Below are 17156 nucleotides of genomic sequence, written 5' to 3'. Positions count from 1 at the left end.
TCTTGTGAGGGCGTCAGCATACCAAATCACGCGGTGAATGGTTAAATTAAAGCGATTCCGGCGGCGCCTCTTGTCCAAGCGCTTTTTTCTTTTTGAACTTCAGCTCGCTGACCAGTACGCCAACAATAATGAATGCCGCACCAAGCAATGCAAGTAGCGGTAAACGTTCACCCGCCAGACGGCCAAAGATCCCCGCCCACACCGGCTCACCGGTATAAATAACCGTTGCGCGCGTCGGCGAAACGCTGCGCTGCGCCCAATTCATGGTGACCTGAATAATCGCGCTAAAAATCCCCAGCCCCAGCGCCACCACCAGCAATCCGGTAGACATTGGTGGTACGGTCTCTCCGGCCGGTCCCATCGCCATAAACGCCACTATCGAAGCGGTTGCCAGTTGCACTACCGTTACCCGACGTACATCCACTTTTCCCGCCCACGCGCTAATCAGGATAATTTCTGCCGCAATCGCCACCGCACCGGCAAGCGTGATCCACTCGCCTTCGCCCAGGGCCAGTAAATTGCCTCCCGGTCCGGCAAGAAAAATCAATCCGATAAAGGCCAGCACAATGCCGACGCACGGCATCAGGCCAGGCATGCGCCCCAGGCACAGCCATTGTAAAAGCGGCACCAACGGTACGTACATCGCGGTAATAAACGCCGATTTACTGCTGGGAATAAACTGTAGCCCCCAGGTTTGCAGACTATAGCCCAGCGCAATTGCGATACCGATTGCAACCCCAGCTTTGACTTCCAGCCACGTCAGCTTATGCAGTGTGTGTAACGATAAAAGCGCGACCGCCAGCGCGGCAGTGGCAAAACGCACACCGACAAAGAAAAAAGGGCCGCTCAGGGTAACGGCATATTGCACCGCCAAAAACGTGCCACCCCAGAACATGGTGATCACAATGAGGATCGCTTCCTGAGGTTTAACAGAGAAGGAATAACGAGAAAGTAATGACATGAGACACCTGATTAACTGAATGTCATTAGTCTGCGTTGCGTTTTGTTACAGTTCAACCTTGCAGACAAAAAAAACCGCCGGAAAGACCCGGCGGCGGTGGCTACGTAACGTCTGTCTCTGACACTCAGCCGTCACGACATATCTGACAGATAGCCCGACAATTACGATTTGTTGTTGCCGTGGCTATTTTTGCCCCCTTTTTTGCCTGCCTCTGAAGCGCGTTGCGGGTCATTCTTGAAGTTGCCCCCGCTGTGCTGGCCACCTTTTCGACCTGCTTCTGATGCTCTTTCGCGGTCTTCCGCAAAGTTGCCGGAACCGCCCCGATGGTTTGCCATTACTGACCTCCGTCATTGATTAGACATCATATTGCATAGGTACTGAGGAGTGATACCTCACGCAGCGTTACGGGCGAGGCCCTGAAAATAACTGCGTGGGAATAAGCATAGTGAAGCGTGGCCAGGGCAGACGCTAACTGTAATATCTTGCAACAGGATCAGGAGTGACAAAGAAATAATCACCATAAGAAATCAATAAGTCTTTCTTATGACTACCGAATTCTACCCGGTTAAATATGTATCATTTTGCTACAAAGCAGGTTGTTATAAAATTTGTTATAAATCAAAGAAGTGATTGTGAAATTTGCACTCCTGACAGTACGTCATATCTTTAAAGGTAGGTAGCGAATCGCTACGGACACGGTTAACTCGAGGAGTAGTGTAAAATGGCAAAAGTTCTGGTGCTTTATTATTCTATGTACGGACACATTGAAACTATGGCCCACGCAGTCGCAGAAGGCGCAAATAAGGTAGATGGCGCAGAAGTGATTATTAAGCGTGTACCAGAGACCATGCAGCCCGAGATTTTCCTTAAGGCTGGCGGCAAAACACAAAACGCACCAGTCGCAACCCCGCAAGAACTGGCTGATTACGACGCCATCATTTTTGGTACCCCCACGCGCTTTGGTAATATGTCCGGTCAGATGCGTACCTTCCTCGACCAGACTGGCGGGCTGTGGGCCTCTGGCGGCCTGTACGGCAAACTCGCCAGCGTATTCAGCTCAACGGGAACCGGCGGCGGTCAGGAACAAACCATTACATCAACCTGGACTACGCTTGCCCACCATGGGATGGTGATTGTACCTATCGGTTACGCGGCGCAAGAGCTGTTTGATGTCTCACAAGTTCGCGGCGGTACCCCTTACGGTGCAACCACCATTGCCGGAGGCGACGGCTCCCGCCAGCCAAGTCAGGAAGAATTATCTATCGCCCGCTATCAGGGTGAATATGTCGCAGGTCTGGCAGTAAAACTCAACGGCTAATCTTCAACAGGAGGATTCGAATGCCAACTCAAGAAGCGAAAGCCCATCGCGTCGGCGAATGGGCAAGTCTGCGCAATACATCGCCGGAAATAGCCGAAGCCATTTTTGAAGTCGCGCATTATGACGAGAAACTGGCGGAAAAAATTTGGGAAGAAGGTAGCGATGAGGTACTCATCAAAGCCTTTGAAAAAACAGACAAAGATTCGCTCTTTTGGGGTGAACAGACTATCGAACGCAAAAACGTCTAGCGCGCTGACTCCCCCGCGAACACGGGGGAGTTTTTCTTTTACTTAGCCGCCTCATTCAGCACGCTGTCGAACTTATCTATCGGGCAAAAACCATCCGCATCTATCGGACATCCTTTCAGCTCCAGCGTTACGCGCTGCGCCGGGGATTTCAGCGTCAGGACATCTGCATTACGCAACTGCTGCGAGCTCTGATACACATACTCGATTTTCATCAAATCACGATTTGCGTTGCTGTCATGCCAGCGCTGGAAAACAATCTTCCCGCCAATCGGCGTACGCTCGTTCTGATCGTGAAGCTGGTACGGTTTGAAATCCAGCGCGGTGAGCAGCGATGCGATGTTTGAGTCATGCCCCACCAGCACGGTTATTTTCGGTGCTTTCGCGCGTTCAGTAACCAGCGCATTATCAATATATTTCACCAGTGGTTTGGCGACGTTCTGCGCCACTTCCGGGGAGGTGAACAGGCTATCCTGATAGCCGTTTTTCAGCTTCGACAGAACCTTCCACTGCTGATCGGATTTAATCTCGCCCCAGGCAACTTTGTCCATTGGGAAGCCTTCGTAATATTGCAGCGTGAAGGCATCAACCAGCGAATTCCCCACCTTCAGCGGCCCCGAAACGCCTGGCTCCTGCTGGTATTTCGCACTAAACGTATCTTTGGCATCGGTCAGGGAACACTGCTGTTTTTCTTTGCAGGACGGAGAGTCTTTGTAGTCGGTCATTTGCTCAAGCAACTGATAGCTATCGTTGAGCTGCATTTTACTACGCTCTTTCTCCATGGCCTGAACGGCCTGCTGGCTGAAGACGGCGGAATCATCGGTGATCACCGGATTAAAGGTAGGATCCATGGTGCCCATTTTTTCCTGATGATGGACCGGAACATCGCAACCAGGGAAAGCACCGGTGACAAAGAACTGCGCCGTGGCGACCGTACGCTGCAGGCTGTTAGCATAGGTATAGACCGTATTCGGTGCCGGGCATTCGCCCGATTTCACCATCCCCTGCTCTGCCAGCCACTCTCGCATGTAGTGGCCCATATAGATTTCCAGCACACCGCCTTTAGTAGTGAGTTGTCCGCCGGGGACATCCCATTCTGGCCATTGTTTGGGGGTGGACTGCTCAAGAACGCTGCCATTATTGGCTAAAGGTGCGCGTAAGTTATGCCGACTCATCATCAATACTTGCTGAAGCTGATAGCCTTCCGGCGCGGTCTGCGCCTGCGCGGCGGTTGACAATAAGACAGCCCCAGCCACGGCTGTGGCGATTAACGATTTATTCATCCCTACGACCTCTTGTTGTTATCAATCACAACAGAGTGTGACAGAAATATGACATATTTCCGGGAACGCTTTCGCAAAACAGACCATCTAGCGTGTCGTTTTAACACCGAACTCGGTTTCGAGTTTGCGAATGCCAAGAGGTGTGAAGGTGACGTGGCGGCTGCCCGGTTCGGTTTTTATCCATCGCTGTTCGCTAAACCAGCGCAGCAGCGTTGCGCCAAGCACACCGCCGGAATGATAACGTCGTTCGCTCCAGTCCAGACAACCGCAGGTTAACTTCCGCCGGGATGAGCCCGTGACAAGAACAATCCCCTTCCGGGCCAGATTTTCCTGGCCAAGTGGAGTCAGCGTTTCACCATCCGGCGTTAACCACTGACGGGAAACCAGCGTATCGAACAGCCTCACCGCCACCTCCCCGGCAAGATGGTCGTAGCAGGTGCGGGCATGCCGCAAACCTGGCGGCGTAGTGATTCTGCGGGGCGTTGATGTCGCCCACGCAACGCCCATCAGACGTTCCAGCAGTTCAGCGATATCGGAACCTGCCAGGCGGAAATAACGATGTTTGCCCTGCGCCAACGCCACAACAAAACGTTGTTCGCACAGACGCGCCAGATGCGCGCTGGCGGTCGACGCGGATATATCCGCCACCGCGCTGAGTTCAGTTGCAGTCCAGGCGCGGCCATCCATCAGGGCGCACAGCATACGCGAGCGCGATTTATCGGCCATCACTGCCGCAGTGAGTGCCATTTGCGACTCCAGATCGCCCTCTTCTTCATGTAACATCACGGATGCCATAACGACCTCATTGGCCCTGAATTTCTGAATTAACGATGCCATGAAAGTCGCGCAAAGTCACCGCACCGGTCACACAACACGCAGCATCATCTCTGTACCCAACCCAATCAGACAAAACAGAAAACAGCGTTTAAACACGAGCGGAGAAATAACCTTTCGCACACGGGTACCGATCCATTGGCCAATCAGTGCAGGAACAATGGCCAAAGCCGACAAGCTTAGCGATTGTATGGGCAGCGCGTTGTGCCACCACAGACCCAGCGCCAATGCCAGGGTTGAAAAGGTAAAAGAGATCCCGAGAGCCTGCACCAGTTCATCTTTCTCAAAGCCGAGGGACTGGATCCAGGGCACTGCGGGCATCACAAACACCCCGGTTCCGCCGGTCAATAAGCCGGTCACAAATCCAATAACGAGGGAGTATGGTTTTTCACGCTGCGGGGCCACCGCGATTTTCTTTCCCGCCAGCGTCCAGATAGCGTAGGCCACCAGCGCCACGCCGAGCGCAAACTGGGTACGGGTGGTGTCACCCCCGGTAATCCAGGTGCTGGCAAGCAGAGTCGCCATTACCACTGTCAGCAGCATTGGCCACAGTCGTTTGAGTAATTGGCGTGTATTTCCACCACCGCCAAACTGGAACAAATTGCTTATCAGCGACGGCAATAGCAGCATGGCCGCCGCGGCAACTGGCGAAATAAGCGATCCGAGGATCCCCATTGCCACGGTGGGTAATCCCATACCCGTAACGCCTTTCACCATCCCCGCGAGGACAAATGTAGCTGTAATCATCACCACCAGAGCGGGTTCAAACGCTAAAGAACTCGTCATGTTGCACTTTCCTGGAAAAGAGAAGATGACTGATTCTGGACGTTAATCACTGTGTTTGCTTCGTCAGGCAACGAAATATGCCTTCCTGGCGAGGGTGACGTCATAAAAAATGCCGGGTTTCCCCGGCACATTTATCAGAACGTTTTCGCCCACCACAACCGAAGTTTCATGCCCCAGTAGCTGGTCCAGCCGCTGGTGGTTGATACCACCCGACCTTGTGACATCACCACCAGCGTGGGCGTGACGCTGATCGCCCAACTGCGGGAAATGGCCCCGTTCGCATCATTGATGACTGGAAAGTCCACGCCTTTTCGCGACAGCCAGCGAGATACCTCAGCTTCATTTCCGGAACGTAACGCAATGGTCATCACATTTTCCCCTTCCGAACGCAGCCTGGCGACTTCCGGCGTCGTGAAGCGGCATACGCCGCACCAGCTCGCCCAGAAATAAAGCAACACCGGCTCGTCTTTGCTGAGCGCCGCCAGCGTGACGGTTTCACCATCCAGCGTTTGTAACGGTGTGCTGTCAAAGGAGGCTGGGAGCTGCGGCGCGCGCCAGGCATCCATCAACAGCATCGCCCCCGCTAACAGCGCCAGTAAGATCAGCCCTTCGCGCAGCCAGCGGCGCAATTTACTGAGCATTGGCCGCCGCCAGTTTTTCTTTTACCACTTCCTCAAGGGTTTCCCACGACACCGCACCGGGAATAAGTTCATCACCAATAATCGTTGCGGGAGTTCCCTGCACACCCACCAGTCTCGCCAGTTGCAGGTTAGTACTCAGCGTTTCAGCACTTTGGGCATCCAGCGTCACCGGACTGGCCCCCGCTTTTTCCTGCGCCTGCTTGATACTGACGTCGGTATGATAGCCCTTCTTCTGCATCAATTTTTCATGTAATGCCAGGGACTGTTGCGGATGCTCATGCCAGGTGGTCAACACGGTCCGCGCCGCCAGTTCCGAACTTTCACCTTTAAACGGCAGCGGTTTAATCACCACCGCCACGTCAGGATATTTCTGCACAATTTTTTCCAGCATTGGATCCAACTGCTTGCAGTATGGGCAGTTGTAATCGGTGAAGTTTATCAGGGTCAGTTTCGCCTGCTTCGCGCCAAGCCGCGGGCTGTTGGGATCGTTAAACAAGGCTTCCTGAATTAATGCTTCAATTTGCTTTTCCTGTTCCGGGGTAAACGGCGCAGGCTCTTTCGCGATACTGACGGCAGAAAACAAGGTTAACAGCAGAACAATCATCATTTTCATGGGGTTACTCCTTTGGCATCATTCAACGTTTGCAGTACCGCATCGCGGGTTAACAACGTGGGTAACGCCTGGCCATCTGGCAGACCGGGGCCATAAATTTGGTTATACGGCACAGCAACCTGGCCGCGTTTTTTTAGAAATGCGGTAATAGCTTCAGAAGGGAGTGTCCAGTCGCCGCGCAGCGCCACCACATCCGGCTGTTGCAATGCGGCCTGTACGTCTTCTTTATGCAACACGTTGTATTTGTTTACCTTACAGGTGATGCACCAGTCGGCTGTGACGTCAATGAACACGCGCTTATGTTGTGCCAGCGCATCCTCAATCGCTTGCTCGCTTAGCGGTTGCCAGTTCACGCTTTCTTTAGCGCTACTTTGTCCGCTAAACCCTAAGTGTGGGAGCAGCAACGTCGCAAGCCAGATAGCCGAACCCAGCATCATCACACCAAGCAGACGCCGCAAAATATTCATCCACCGCCCTGGTCGCGGCAAACGCAGCGCCAGACCGGGACGCAGGGCCACCAGCAGCCACGGTAAGCTCATCCCCAGCCCAAGTGCGATAAACAGTCCCCACAACGTTGGCAGCGAAGCGGTCAATGCCACCGCCACCGCCGTTCCCAGGAACGGAGCGCTGCACGGCGTGGCAAGTAGTGTCGCAAATGCACCTTGCCAGAAATGTCCCGACAGTCCGTTGCCGCCGTGAGTCGCCAGCGTGGTGGTCATTGCAGAAGGGAGTCGGAATTCAAACCACCCGAACAGGCTGGCGCTGAACGTCAGCATCACTAGCACCATGACGCCAATGAACCACGGATTCTGAAACTGGATCCCCCAGCCAAGGGCCTGATTGGTTAAACGCAGCACCGTCATCAATAGCGCCAGTGCCATAAACGAGACCAGTATTCCGGCTACCGATGCGAGGAACTGACGACGGATCTGGCGACGACTTTTTTCCTCGACCAGCAAAATAGAGCCCAGCTTCATGCCGAGAACCGGTAACACACAAGGCATCAGATTGAGGATCAAACCGCCCAGCAGCGCCATTAGCACCACTTGCCACAGTGGGAGTGAGGCGTTCTCAACAACCGGGGCTTCGCCAATCGCCAGACGACTCTCCTGGGCAACACCGTTATCTGCCAGCACCAGCGTGACTGACTTACCACGTAAATCCGGCACGCCTTCTCCCCAACCGTCATGTACAGGTACCGTGGCGCGTAACGTCTCCCCCTCAACATGGATTTGCGGCATGCCAAAATCCGTATCATCAACGGCATCCAGATATAGCCCTGGTTCAGTCCAGCCTCCCGCACGGTGAGCCTCGACGACTAACTCTCCCGCCCGTGCGCCAGCGCTCAGAGTATCGGTCAGACCGCTGGCAAGTGGGATCTGTCCCATCGCCTGAGCATAGTCATGTGCAAAAGTCGGGTCCTGGGCTGTGGGCGTCACGGAAAAAGGAAAATCCGTCAACAGGCAAACGTTGCTACAGGTGGATAGCGTCAAAACGCCACTGAGCGTGGCGGGCGCTCTACCGCGCACCACCATCGGGAACGTCACCTTATCGTGATACCCTTGGGTAGTGATATTGGCGACCTCAAAACGAGCAGGGGTTGGCCAGAACCAGTCGACCGCAGGCATTTCCCCTTTCCAGGCGATAGCAGGCGCAACGCCTCCCTCGCCCGGGGAACGCCAGTAGGTTTTCCAGCCGTCCTCCAGTTTGACATCCAGCAGCAGACGGGTTTCTCCGCCTGCGGACGTATCAGCGCGTAACCGCACGCTGGCGTGATCGTTATCGGGTGAACGCAGCCAGCCGGGTTCAGCCGCCCAGGAAACGGGCAGCCATAGCAATAACAGACAGAGCAGCGCCTGCCTGAAAACAGTCATCATAGTTTTTCTCCGTGAATAATTATCTAACAGTCAGCAACGGCTGTTCTGTCATTCACGGAAGACGCAAAATCGGAGATGCACCCGGAGAGTGGGCGGCGAGATGGCTCGCGGTGGGAAAAAAGGTAGGCGAAACGCCCGCACTGGCGCCAGCAACGACAACAGCAGGCACAGCACCAGAATAGCACCTTCAAACAGTACGGGTGGCGCAGCCAGTAATGACTTCGCGCTCAGTTCACAAGGGGTAACGGGTGAGGCCTCGTCGGTCTGCACTTGCGCGCTGGCGGCAACGCTTGTAACGGCGGTATCCATCTGCAACGCGTGCAGGCCCGCCATGCGTTGTGCGGTGCAAACCATCACCACAACACATGCCAGACAGAGGAACCACCATCCCATCCGTTGACGTTTCGCCATTATACCCTCACTCATTGATGCGAGTTATCTTAACCACTCGCCAGGTTTTGGCAACCTTTACGCTGTAAAGTTATGTCCTGCTATCTGCTGGATATACCGCGATTTCAATCAGATTGAGATCGGGATCCCTGACATACACCGAGCGAATAGGTCCTGTCGCACCGGTACGTGCAACGGGCCCTTCAATAATCTCGACTCCGTGGGTTTGAAACGTCTCCATCACCTCTTCCAGCGTACGCGTGGTGATAAAACACAAATCCAGCGCCCCCGGCGTTGGCGCGTAGGCTTTGGGTTCAAACTCTTTTCCCCGAATGTGGAGATTGATTTTCTGATTGCCAAAGACGAAGGCTTTCCGACCTTGCGCGAAGGTTTCCAGCCTCATGCCTAAAAGCTCGACATAGAAACGAACGCAAGCCTCTTCATGATTGGTGGTTAGTACCAGGTGATCCAGGTGGTCAATCATAGCGATATCCATTTGGGTTGCTCATCTCTGACACTTACCCTATTCATTCACGCACGACAAGAAAAAGAAAATCTACGGGGGTATTTGCAGAACTTAGCGCAATACCTTGCTATTCACGCTTTAAAAACGAAATGATAATTAATCATATTTTCGTCTTCGTTTATTACACTAGACATTGCTAAAATACCCCTGAAAATATCACGCAAGTTATCATTCACTATTTACGAAGAATGCATGTAGATAATTCAATGACAGCACACAAATAATGTCCGCTACGTACTGATGCGTAAATGAAAGTAAGGGTCAGCGTATTTTCAGAAGATTCCATTATTATATCCAGGCGCAATGAATAACGTATTCATTAGCAGAATGATTTGTTTATTAAATGTTATTTAGAGTATATGGAAATGAAAAAATATTTATTACCCCTGATTGGGTTACTTTTTACAGTTAGCGCTCAGGCAGCATCATTTACCGACGGCAAAGAGTATATCACCCTGGAAAAACCTGTCGCTTCCGCACCGCCGGCGCTGAAGTTTTTCTCATTCTACTGCCCTTCCTGTTATCAGTACGATGAAGTTTTTGAAATCACTGATAACGTGAAAAAAGTATTGCCTGCAGATGTCAAACTCACCGAATACCACGTCGACTTTTTAGGACCGCTGGGGCAAGACATGACCCACGCCTGGTCCGTCGCCATGCTGTTAAACGTACAAGATAAAGTTAAGCCGTTGCTTTTTGATGCCGTTCAGAAAAAACAAACCGTTAAAACAGCGGACGATATTCGTAACGTATTTATCAGCGCGGGCGTCAGCGCCAGTGATTATGATGCGGCATGGAATAGCTTTGCCGTGAAATCACTGACCGCTAAGCAGCAAGAAATGGCGAAGGCAGTTGATTTAACCGGTGTGCCCGCCATTTTTATCAACGGAAAATATATGATCAATCCAAAAGGACTGAAGTCTGATGACCTTAATGCATTCGTGCAAAACTATGCTGATACGGTCCGCTTCCTGATAAGCAAATCCTGATGTTTAGCTAATCTCATTTTTCGCACCACACAACAGATGCCGTAACCTCAACTGCGCTGTTGGTGGTGCAATGCCTGCATCGTTTATCGCAATATCCTCCCTTCCCGGTTGGCATTCGCCGTTATCAGGATTACCCTAAACTTAGCGGTGATACCTGTTGTCAGGGTTCACCTTCTGCAAGTGTTGATTTACACGAGAGAACGCTATGGAATTAAAGGATTATTACGCCATTATGGGCGTGAAACCGACAGACGATCTCAAGACAATCAAGACCGCCTATCGTCGACTCGCCCGTAAATATCATCCTGATGTCAGCAAAGAGACTGACGCGGAGGCCCGGTTTAAAGAGGTTGCAGAAGCCTGGGAAGTATTGAGTGATGAGCAGCGACGCGCCGAGTACGACCAGCTGTGGCAGCACCGCAACGACCCACAGTTCAGCCGTCAATTCCAGCAAGGAGAGAATCAAAGCTACAGCGCCGAAGATTTCGACGATATCTTCTCCTCCATTTTTGGTCAGCGTGCGCACCAGTCGCGCCAGCGCCCTGCCAGCCGCGGGCACGACATCGAAATCGAAGTTGCCGTATTCCTCGAAGAAACGCTTACTGAGCATAGCCGCACTATCAGTTACAACCTGCCAGTCTACAATGCGTTTGGCATGGTAGAACGAGAAATTCCTAAAACGCTGAATGTGAAAATTCCGGCTGGCGTCGGTAACGGCCAGCGCATCCGTCTGAAAGGCCAGGGCACCCCCGGCGAAAACGGTGGGCCGAACGGTGATTTGTGGCTGGTGATTCATATTGCGCCGCATCCGCTGTTCGATATCGTTAATCAGGATCTGGAAGTTGTCGTTCCCCTCGCGCCGTGGGAAGCTGCGCTGGGTGCGAAAGTAACCGTTCCGACGCTGAAAGAGAGCATCCTGCTGACCATTCCTGCAGGCAGCCAGGCCGGTCAGCGGCTACGCATTAAAGGCAAGGGTCTGGTAAGTAAAAAACATACCGGCGATTTGTATGCGGTGATCAAAATAGTCATGCCACCGAAACCTGACGACGCCAGTGCCGCCCTGTGGCAACAACTGGCGGATGCACAAAAGACCTTTGATCCGCGCAAAGAGTGGGGGAAAGCATAATGGCTAACGTTACCGTCACTTTTACCATTACCGAATTTTGTCTGTACACCGGTGTGTCAGAAGAAGAGCTGCATGAGATTGTCGGCTTAGGGGTGATAGAACCCCATGAAGACGAGACGTTTGACGATCATGCGCTGACAGTAATGCGTCGCGCGGTGCGCCTTCGTCAGGAGCTGGAACTTGACTGGCCAGGGATTGCCGTTGCGCTGACGTTGCTGGAGGAGAACGCTCAGTTACGCCAGGAAAACCGCCTGCTGCGCCAGCGCCTGTCTCGCTTTATCAGCCATCCTTAGTGTGTCAGGACCAGCATGGTGCTGGTCCTTTTATTATCCGCCCCGCGCTCTTAATGACATTGCCCAGCAGATGGCATACAGTCTCAGATAAGAATTATCTTAAACAATAAGACGTTGAGTCATGCAGCTTAAACCCCTCACGAAAGGTCGTTTTCACAACATCTGGCAGCAGGATGATGCCTTGATTGAGAAGATATTTCAGGAACTGCTCTCTGAAACGCAGATTATCCAGGAAGATGAGTATCTATACCGCCAGGGACAGGTTGTCGATCGACTGATCATGGTGCAATCCGGAAGAATTTCGCTGCGTTACAGCGCGGAGAATGGTCGCCGATTCCAGTTGGGCGCCATGGAATGCGACGAGCAGCTGTTTGGTGAAATGGAGTTTTTTACCGGGTATCGCTGCCAGCTTGATATCGTCGCGGAAGAACCACTGACCGTAGCGGTGTGCAGCTGTGACCGTCTGGAAGAAGCGCTGAATCAGCATCCCAGGCTGGCGATATTTTTTGCCAGTGCAATGGCGATTGATTATCAGGATATGCTGGAAATCTTCCTGCACCGGATGCTCTACCCTATCGTACATAACGTGGCGTATGACCTGTATCGCCAGCATCAGAACAAGCAGCCGATGGATGGTTTCCATAAAAAATACCAGGAAGCTGAGCGATTCGGCACAACCGACCGGGTCTATCGGCGGGCGGTTAAAGCGCTGACGGATGCCGGGCTGGTAACGCGAACGAAGCAAGGACTGGAAATTAAGGATCTGGATGGGCTGCGTAAATTTCTCGGCAATGACATCATTGACTGACACACCAACTCTCGTAAACAGAGCATTGGTGTGTCATTTCGGCGCAATCAGAACTTATAGGTGAGATTGAAATAGTGACCGAGCCCGGTGGTTCGCCCTGCTCCGCCGTGGTTTTCCATCAATGCCATGTTACGGAAATACTTCAGGCCATAACCGACTGCATAATGCTCTGAATGCCAGTAGATACCGTTATACCATTCAATCGCGTTATTGCTGTATAACGGTTGATTAGCAATCTTATTCGCGGCGAACTGGTAGTCAAAGTACCCCTGATAGTTCAGATAACTGCCGTTGGCAAAGGTATAGAATGGCGTCGACCAGTTAGTCGAGAACATGTAACCATCCCACTTTCCTTCGTTATCCGCACCGTAGTTTTCACGAACATAATGCGCATAGATGTTCATTCCCACCAGACCAAACCACGGGACCTTCACATCTGTACCCAGACCAACGTAATGTTCAAATAATTCCCGGTCGCCAATGTTATTTACCGTTGCAATATAGAATTCGTTAAACGGCCCAACGGATAAATCTTTATTAAAAATGGCGTCCAGGGAAAAACGTGGAGATATCTTGGCAAAGAAGTTATCACCACCGTGACGATCGTCCTGCTCGCGATCCAAAATATCAAAGAAATCCACATAACCGTACAGATCGATAATGCCAGAGCGTGCACCAAACTCCAGTTCCAGATAGGTGTCATTGCGAATACCATATGGCACTTTCGCGTCCACACTTTGCATTAAGTTCATCTGCATCCAGTTAAAATCATTTTTACGGATGTTGCCATCAGTATAGTCAGCCGCGAATGCTTGCATACAGCTCATTGCCACTACTGCACCCAGGATTGTTTTTTTAATCATTAATTTATTCTTTTTCAGCATTTTCAATTCCTTTGAGTAAGGTTGAGTATCGCCTCACCATATAAATGGTGTGGCGACTGGCTATTTAATTAAAGAGGTAAGTATTATTAGTGCTTTTAATTACGTTTGAGTTTTAATGTCGCCATTAACATAACAAAGATAATTAAATACAACACCGGTATTGCGTACATAATTTTCTGTAATCCCATTGTTTTTTCCATGAGCGCGCTGATCGCCGGACTAAACATGGCCCCGGCACTGCCGCTAATTAAAATATAAGAAACGTTCTGACTGCTCGCACGCTTCACGAAAGAAACACCATAGGCAATAAATGAGTTATACAGCGCAGCACAGACAAAGCCGTAACTGTAGGCCAGATAATCAAGCCCGGAGATATTATCCTTCGTGACGATAATTGTGGTAATAATGCTAGCCAGCAAAATAATACTTAGCAGGAAATAATGTATCTTCACCCGAGAAACAATGACGGTTGATACTAATGCCCCGACCAGCGCAGCGCCCCAGTATTGCGTAATAATATTTCCTGCTTCTTCAAAGGGAATGCCAAATTTGTTCTTCACAAATAATGGTGCCCAGGTCAGGAAGGTGTACAGCGCCAGCATACCTAAGAACAGGCCAATGCCTCCGCTGATAATCCCTGGATTCCACTCCGATTTTACCTTGTCTGTCCGATCTGCCGTGGGCGACGTCTCGCAGGCAGTAAAGCGGGTGAGCGCCACAACGCCCAGCGTGAGTAAGGCCACCATACCCACGCTCAGATAGCTGTAACTCCACGACATATTGTGCGTCAGGGCGAAGGTGGTGATCAGCGGGAAAACTACACCCGCGACGTTAAAAGTGGCGTCCTGCACCACCAGCATCGTACTTTGAATACGATCCTGCCAGACCGATACCACAATCGTTCCTGCCACGCACAGACCGATCCCACCGCAAAAACCCACCAGGGTCATGGCGACCATCACCGGCCATAAGCCAGGGCTTAAGTGCATTACCAGAGCGCAAAGGAACACTATCGAATAGATAATGAGCGTCATACGCTTCACACCGATTTTCTCAATCAGGAAAAAGGCGGCGATGGTGCCGGCTAATGCTCCACCATTGAGCAACGAAAATATCGAAGCAACGGTATTCACATCGGCACCGTAGCGTACTGCAATCGGTTCGATTAGCATACCGAACTGACTGGCAAACCCTGCCATAATAAAATTTGCCAGAAAACTAATCAGCGTAAGTGCTATTTTATTCTTCATATAATGCCATCTCTGATTGGTTCAATTAAAAGCCGGAACTAAGCGGTAACAGCAGTATTTAGCGCCAGCTCAATCATGTTGTTAAAGGTCAATTGTCGTTCTTCTGCCGTTGTTTCTTCACCTGTCAGGCAATGATCGGAGACAGTTAAAATAGCCAGCGCTTCAATATTAAACTGATGCGCTAAAGCGTATAAGCCTGCTACTTCCATATCTACACCCAGTACACCGAATTTTTCCAGTGCCGGTATTAAATTTTCGTCAGGATCGTAATAAAGATCGCCGCTGAAAACATTGCCGACTTTAATATCGATACCCGCCTTCTGTGCCAGCGTCCACGCCTGCTGTAATAATGGGAAATAGGCAGATGTTGCCATCGCATAGCCCGCGCTACGTTTTAAATTTGTGACTGAATCCGTTCCGGCGGCGACGGCCAGGATAATATCGCGCATTTTGATATGATGTTGTGTTGCGCCTAAACTGCCGACGCGAATAATTCTTTGCACACCAAAATCATGTACCAGTTCATGGGCATAAAGCGTCATTGAAGGAATGCCCATTCCATGTCCCATCACCGAAACAGGTTGCCCAAAATATAAACCGGTATAACCCAGCATATTACGTACATTGGTGACTTCGCGGTAATCCATTAAATAATTTTCGGCAATAAATTTAGCACGGAGCGGATCGCCCGGCATAATAACGGTTGGCGCGAAATCCCCTGGCTTGGCATTAATATGTGCAGTCATAACAATTCCTGAATTATGGGTATTGAAGATATGCAGGGATTGTAACCAGACGTTTGTGAGGTGATTGAGGACAAAAGTCCTGCTCAGAGGATCGGCCTCTCATTTTTGAGAGTTAGTGGTGCAGGTAAGTGGTAAAACGGAACACAGCGTGTTGGTCTTCTGGCTTGCGGTGAATAACGTCAGCACCTCAGCGCAAAGAAGCAGTACGTTGCTCATGGCAAACGTGCACTGCCAGATAAAGGCGAGGACCGCGACGGGAACCAGGCACAAGAAAGCGCCTCACCATCCGATTGTGGTCCCCCCCAGATCCCCCCCACCAGCGGCGTTGCTACTACCGTCGCCAGCAGCAGGGGCTTACGATTCCCATTTATAATTCGTATGCAGAATAGCACCATAGATAATTGCATTTCTGTCTCTTGCCGCTCAATATTGTTTTTAAAGGAGGCTTATTGTTATTATCGTTTTCCATTCTAAGATTGAGTTATGCATGCCATGATCCCATTTAGATTTAGTGAGATGACTCACGCCGATATTCCTGCTGTTCAGTCGTTCCTTATTGAGCATCTTAATTTATTCTTCAATGCCGGCAGATCCATGCCTTCTGCCGAAGAAGATCTCTTTGATCTCGAACAACAGTATCTGTTACAGGAAAGAAATTTATTGCTTTGCGCATGGAATGAAAACCAAGAATTAATCGCCACACTGGCGGTATGTCAATATAATGATCGTATTACTGAACTGCGTGGGCGCTACAACTTGCGTGAAACGGCAGAAATTTGTCGTTGCTACGTGGATGAACGCTATCGTAGACAGGGGATTGGTAGCCAATTGTTTGCTTTAGCAGATGTATTCTGCCAGCAACATCAATATAAAATTTTGTATCTTCATACCCATCATTTTTTACCAGGAGGTTATCACTTCTGGTTGCGTAAAAATTTTAAGGTGATTATGGATATGCAGGATGAATGGCAATTGGTACATATGGAGAGTTCGCCAAAAAAGGACTCAAACGCTAATCCGCAGCATTTTTGATGGTAATCAATATGTTTTATGCGCAGAGATTGAATCATGCTCGTAATTTGATCAACATCAATCAATTCTCATTTAGCTTTCTGTTGTTATTTTCATTTATAGCAACACACAGAGCAATGCATCTACATCCTATTGTTTTTACTGGTTATTTTCAGAGCGACATTATCTTTATACCTCTTACATTCCGTGGTTGACCTTGTTAACAATTGCCGTTAGAGTCACTTTCGACAGCATTTCATTACATTTTGTGTATGAATAGGAATATGGTGAGAATTATTTAATTCAATTCCATAACTGCCCCCGCAACTGTAGGCGGATGCAGAATATCCTTGTGTGGCTAATAAGCCACAGGTCACTGTAAAGTTTATCTTTATGGGAAGGCTGATATTCTGATTACCGTGAGTCAGGAGACCTGCTGTCAATGATGTATACCATTGAGTGGACGGGATGGTCCATGGGATGAATTATTTGACACCAGCAGTAGTGTATTTATGAATAAGATTTTGGCTAAGTCAGTATTACTTGCATTTTTCGCATATCTTTATTCTTAAATT

General features: G+C 50.4%; 20 protein-coding genes, 1 pseudogene and 1 riboswitch. Of the genes and pseudogenes, 7 read left to right on the top strand and 14 right to left on the bottom strand.

Features of this window, described 5'->3' with window-relative positions; all coding sequences use genetic code 11:
• Positions 1 to 46 precede the first annotated feature (46 nt).
• Positions 47 to 961 (bottom strand): DMT family transporter, encoded by a 915-nt coding sequence (locus tag OGX89_RS20810; protein ID WP_003832060.1) that lies wholly within the window; start codon positions 959 to 961, stop codon positions 47 to 49.
• Positions 962 to 1122: 161 nt separating this feature from the next.
• Positions 1123 to 1296: a con-10 family general stress protein gene (locus OGX89_RS20805; protein ID WP_003036022.1), complete on the bottom strand. Its 174-nt coding sequence runs from the start codon at positions 1294 to 1296 to the stop codon at positions 1123 to 1125.
• A 386-nt stretch (positions 1297 to 1682) separates the two neighbouring features.
• Here OGX89_RS20805 and wrbA point away from each other — a divergent pair, with 386 nt between their 5' ends.
• Together wrbA and OGX89_RS20795 are read left to right on the top strand one after the other, a co-directional pair.
• The gene (gene wrbA / locus OGX89_RS20800; RefSeq protein ID WP_003832057.1) at positions 1683 to 2279 is read left to right on the top strand and encodes an NAD(P)H:quinone oxidoreductase; all 597 of its coding nucleotides are present in this window, start codon (positions 1683 to 1685) and stop codon (positions 2277 to 2279) included.
• Positions 2280 to 2299: 20 nt separating this feature from the next.
• Positions 2300 to 2527: a YccJ family protein gene (locus OGX89_RS20795; protein WP_003036015.1), complete on the top strand. Its 228-nt coding sequence runs from the start codon at positions 2300 to 2302 to the stop codon at positions 2525 to 2527.
• A 38-nt stretch (positions 2528 to 2565) separates the two neighbouring features.
• Here OGX89_RS20795 and agp read toward each other — a convergent pair whose 3' ends face one another.
• The 8 genes from agp to OGX89_RS20755 form a co-directional block, all read right to left on the bottom strand.
• Positions 2566 to 3807, bottom strand: a complete 1242-nt coding sequence (gene agp, locus OGX89_RS20790) for a bifunctional glucose-1-phosphatase/inositol phosphatase (protein WP_063941866.1) — start codon at positions 3805 to 3807, stop codon at positions 2566 to 2568.
• A gap of 87 nt (positions 3808 to 3894) precedes the next feature.
• Entirely contained in the window at positions 3895 to 4602 is a 708-nt protein-coding gene (locus OGX89_RS20785; RefSeq protein WP_126956836.1) for an ArsR/SmtB family transcription factor, read from the bottom strand.
• A 69-nt stretch (positions 4603 to 4671) separates the two neighbouring features.
• A complete protein-coding gene (locus OGX89_RS20780) occupies positions 4672 to 5427 on the bottom strand; it encodes a sulfite exporter TauE/SafE family protein (protein WP_126956834.1) in 756 nt (251 codons plus the stop codon).
• Between the two features lie 134 nt (positions 5428 to 5561).
• Positions 5562 to 6068, bottom strand: coding sequence for a protein disulfide oxidoreductase (locus tag OGX89_RS20775; RefSeq protein ID WP_048214488.1), 507 nt, complete (start codon positions 6066 to 6068; stop codon positions 5562 to 5564).
• A complete protein-coding gene (locus tag OGX89_RS20770; RefSeq protein ID WP_063941864.1) occupies positions 6058 to 6681 on the bottom strand; it encodes a DsbA family protein in 624 nt (207 codons plus the stop codon). The genes OGX89_RS20775 and OGX89_RS20770 overlap by 11 nt, the downstream gene beginning before the upstream one ends.
• On the bottom strand, positions 6678 to 8558 hold the full coding sequence (locus tag OGX89_RS20765) for a cytochrome c biogenesis protein CcdA (RefSeq protein ID WP_126956832.1): 1881 nt from the start codon (positions 8556 to 8558) through the stop codon (positions 6678 to 6680). Before OGX89_RS20765 ends, OGX89_RS20770 begins: the two co-directional genes overlap by 4 nt.
• Positions 8559 to 8606: 48 nt before the next feature.
• The gene (locus OGX89_RS20760; RefSeq protein WP_003832041.1) at positions 8607 to 8969 is read right to left on the bottom strand and encodes a hypothetical protein; all 363 of its coding nucleotides are present in this window, start codon (positions 8967 to 8969) and stop codon (positions 8607 to 8609) included.
• Between the two features lie 70 nt (positions 8970 to 9039).
• Positions 9040 to 9444 (bottom strand): VOC family protein, encoded by a 405-nt coding sequence (locus OGX89_RS20755; protein WP_003832040.1) that lies wholly within the window; start codon positions 9442 to 9444, stop codon positions 9040 to 9042.
• Positions 9445 to 9839: 395 nt separating this feature from the next.
• Here OGX89_RS20755 and dsbA point away from each other — a divergent pair, with 395 nt between their 5' ends.
• From dsbA to OGX89_RS20735, 4 genes are all read left to right on the top strand, one after another.
• The gene (dsbA, locus tag OGX89_RS20750) at positions 9840 to 10463 is read left to right on the top strand and encodes a thiol:disulfide interchange protein DsbA (RefSeq protein ID WP_126318536.1); all 624 of its coding nucleotides are present in this window, start codon (positions 9840 to 9842) and stop codon (positions 10461 to 10463) included.
• Between the two features lie 205 nt (positions 10464 to 10668).
• Positions 10669 to 11589, top strand: coding sequence for a curved DNA-binding protein (gene cbpA / locus OGX89_RS20745; RefSeq protein ID WP_003832035.1), 921 nt, complete (start codon positions 10669 to 10671; stop codon positions 11587 to 11589).
• Positions 11589 to 11882 (top strand): chaperone modulator CbpM, encoded by a 294-nt coding sequence (gene cbpM / locus OGX89_RS20740; protein WP_003832033.1) that lies wholly within the window; start codon positions 11589 to 11591, stop codon positions 11880 to 11882. Before cbpA ends, cbpM begins: the two co-directional genes overlap by 1 nt.
• Positions 11883 to 12003: 121 nt before the next feature.
• Positions 12004 to 12690 (top strand): Crp/Fnr family transcriptional regulator, encoded by a 687-nt coding sequence (locus OGX89_RS20735; protein WP_003832031.1) that lies wholly within the window; start codon positions 12004 to 12006, stop codon positions 12688 to 12690.
• Positions 12691 to 12737: 47 nt separating this feature from the next.
• Here OGX89_RS20735 and OGX89_RS20730 read toward each other — a convergent pair whose 3' ends face one another.
• The 4 genes and pseudogenes from OGX89_RS20730 to OGX89_RS20715 form a co-directional block, all read right to left on the bottom strand.
• Positions 12738 to 13574: a nucleoside-specific channel-forming Tsx family protein gene (locus OGX89_RS20730; RefSeq protein ID WP_003832029.1), complete on the bottom strand. Its 837-nt coding sequence runs from the start codon at positions 13572 to 13574 to the stop codon at positions 12738 to 12740.
• A gap of 95 nt (positions 13575 to 13669) precedes the next feature.
• The gene (gene tsgA, locus OGX89_RS20725) at positions 13670 to 14824 is read right to left on the bottom strand and encodes an MFS transporter TsgA (protein WP_063941861.1); all 1155 of its coding nucleotides are present in this window, start codon (positions 14822 to 14824) and stop codon (positions 13670 to 13672) included.
• 38 nt (positions 14825 to 14862) lie between these two features.
• Positions 14863 to 15570, bottom strand: a complete 708-nt coding sequence (gene deoD, locus OGX89_RS20720; RefSeq protein ID WP_126956830.1) for a purine-nucleoside phosphorylase — start codon at positions 15568 to 15570, stop codon at positions 14863 to 14865.
• A gap of 282 nt (positions 15571 to 15852) precedes the next feature.
• Positions 15853 to 15914, bottom strand: a pseudogene (locus OGX89_RS20715) (hypothetical protein); the annotation flags it as partial.
• A 148-nt stretch (positions 15915 to 16062) separates the two neighbouring features.
• Between OGX89_RS20715 and OGX89_RS20710 the strand changes: the two are divergent.
• Positions 16063 to 16602 carry a GNAT family N-acetyltransferase gene (locus OGX89_RS20710; RefSeq protein ID WP_185879285.1) on the top strand — a complete coding sequence of 180 codons (540 nt, stop codon included), beginning with the start codon at positions 16063 to 16065 and terminating at the stop codon, positions 16600 to 16602.
• Positions 16603 to 16813: 211 nt separating this feature from the next.
• Positions 16814 to 17036: riboswitch (cobalamin riboswitch) on the top strand.
• Positions 17037 to 17156: the final 120 nt, after the last annotated feature.

It is taken from the genome of Citrobacter sp. Cpo103, assembly GCF_030332605.1.
Classification (GTDB): Bacteria; Pseudomonadota; Gammaproteobacteria; order Enterobacterales; family Enterobacteriaceae; genus Citrobacter; species Citrobacter portucalensis.
The sequence above is the reverse complement of the archived record's forward strand: the minus strand, read 5'-3'. Positions and strand labels throughout refer to the sequence as shown.

What these genes read in the sequence shown, in the direction of transcription:
- OGX89_RS20810 (WP_003832060.1), bottom strand. Translation starts at nt 961, where the DNA reads ATGTCATTACTTTCTCGTTATTCCTTCTCTGTTAAACCTCAGGAAGCG.
- OGX89_RS20805 (WP_003036022.1), bottom strand. Translation starts at nt 1,296, where the DNA reads ATGGCAAACCATCGGGGCGGTTCCGGCAACTTTGCGGAAGACCGCGAA.
- wrbA (WP_003832057.1), top strand. Translation starts at nt 1,683, where the DNA reads ATGGCAAAAGTTCTGGTGCTTTATTATTCTATGTACGGACACATTGAA.
- OGX89_RS20795 (WP_003036015.1), top strand. Translation starts at nt 2,300, where the DNA reads ATGCCAACTCAAGAAGCGAAAGCCCATCGCGTCGGCGAATGGGCAAGT.
- agp (WP_063941866.1), bottom strand. Translation starts at nt 3,807, where the DNA reads ATGAATAAATCGTTAATCGCCACAGCCGTGGCTGGGGCTGTCTTATTG.
- OGX89_RS20785 (WP_126956836.1), bottom strand. Translation starts at nt 4,602, where the DNA reads ATGGCATCCGTGATGTTACATGAAGAAGAGGGCGATCTGGAGTCGCAA.
- OGX89_RS20780 (WP_126956834.1), bottom strand. Translation starts at nt 5,427, where the DNA reads ATGACGAGTTCTTTAGCGTTTGAACCCGCTCTGGTGGTGATGATTACA.
- OGX89_RS20775 (WP_048214488.1), bottom strand. Translation starts at nt 6,068, where the DNA reads ATGCTCAGTAAATTGCGCCGCTGGCTGCGCGAAGGGCTGATCTTACTG.
- OGX89_RS20770 (WP_063941864.1), bottom strand. Translation starts at nt 6,681, where the DNA reads ATGAAAATGATGATTGTTCTGCTGTTAACCTTGTTTTCTGCCGTCAGT.
- OGX89_RS20765 (WP_126956832.1), bottom strand. Translation starts at nt 8,558, where the DNA reads ATGATGACTGTTTTCAGGCAGGCGCTGCTCTGTCTGTTATTGCTATGG.
- OGX89_RS20760 (WP_003832041.1), bottom strand. Translation starts at nt 8,969, where the DNA reads ATGGCGAAACGTCAACGGATGGGATGGTGGTTCCTCTGTCTGGCATGT.
- OGX89_RS20755 (WP_003832040.1), bottom strand. Translation starts at nt 9,444, where the DNA reads ATGGATATCGCTATGATTGACCACCTGGATCACCTGGTACTAACCACC.
- dsbA (WP_126318536.1), top strand. Translation starts at nt 9,840, where the DNA reads ATGAAAAAATATTTATTACCCCTGATTGGGTTACTTTTTACAGTTAGC.
- cbpA (WP_003832035.1), top strand. Translation starts at nt 10,669, where the DNA reads ATGGAATTAAAGGATTATTACGCCATTATGGGCGTGAAACCGACAGAC.
- cbpM (WP_003832033.1), top strand. Translation starts at nt 11,589, where the DNA reads ATGGCTAACGTTACCGTCACTTTTACCATTACCGAATTTTGTCTGTAC.
- OGX89_RS20735 (WP_003832031.1), top strand. Translation starts at nt 12,004, where the DNA reads ATGCAGCTTAAACCCCTCACGAAAGGTCGTTTTCACAACATCTGGCAG.
- OGX89_RS20730 (WP_003832029.1), bottom strand. Translation starts at nt 13,574, where the DNA reads ATGCTGAAAAAGAATAAATTAATGATTAAAAAAACAATCCTGGGTGCA.
- tsgA (WP_063941861.1), bottom strand. Translation starts at nt 14,824, where the DNA reads ATGAAGAATAAAATAGCACTTACGCTGATTAGTTTTCTGGCAAATTTT.
- deoD (WP_126956830.1), bottom strand. Translation starts at nt 15,570, where the DNA reads ATGACTGCACATATTAATGCCAAGCCAGGGGATTTCGCGCCAACCGTT.
- OGX89_RS20710 (WP_185879285.1), top strand. Translation starts at nt 16,063, where the DNA reads ATGATCCCATTTAGATTTAGTGAGATGACTCACGCCGATATTCCTGCT.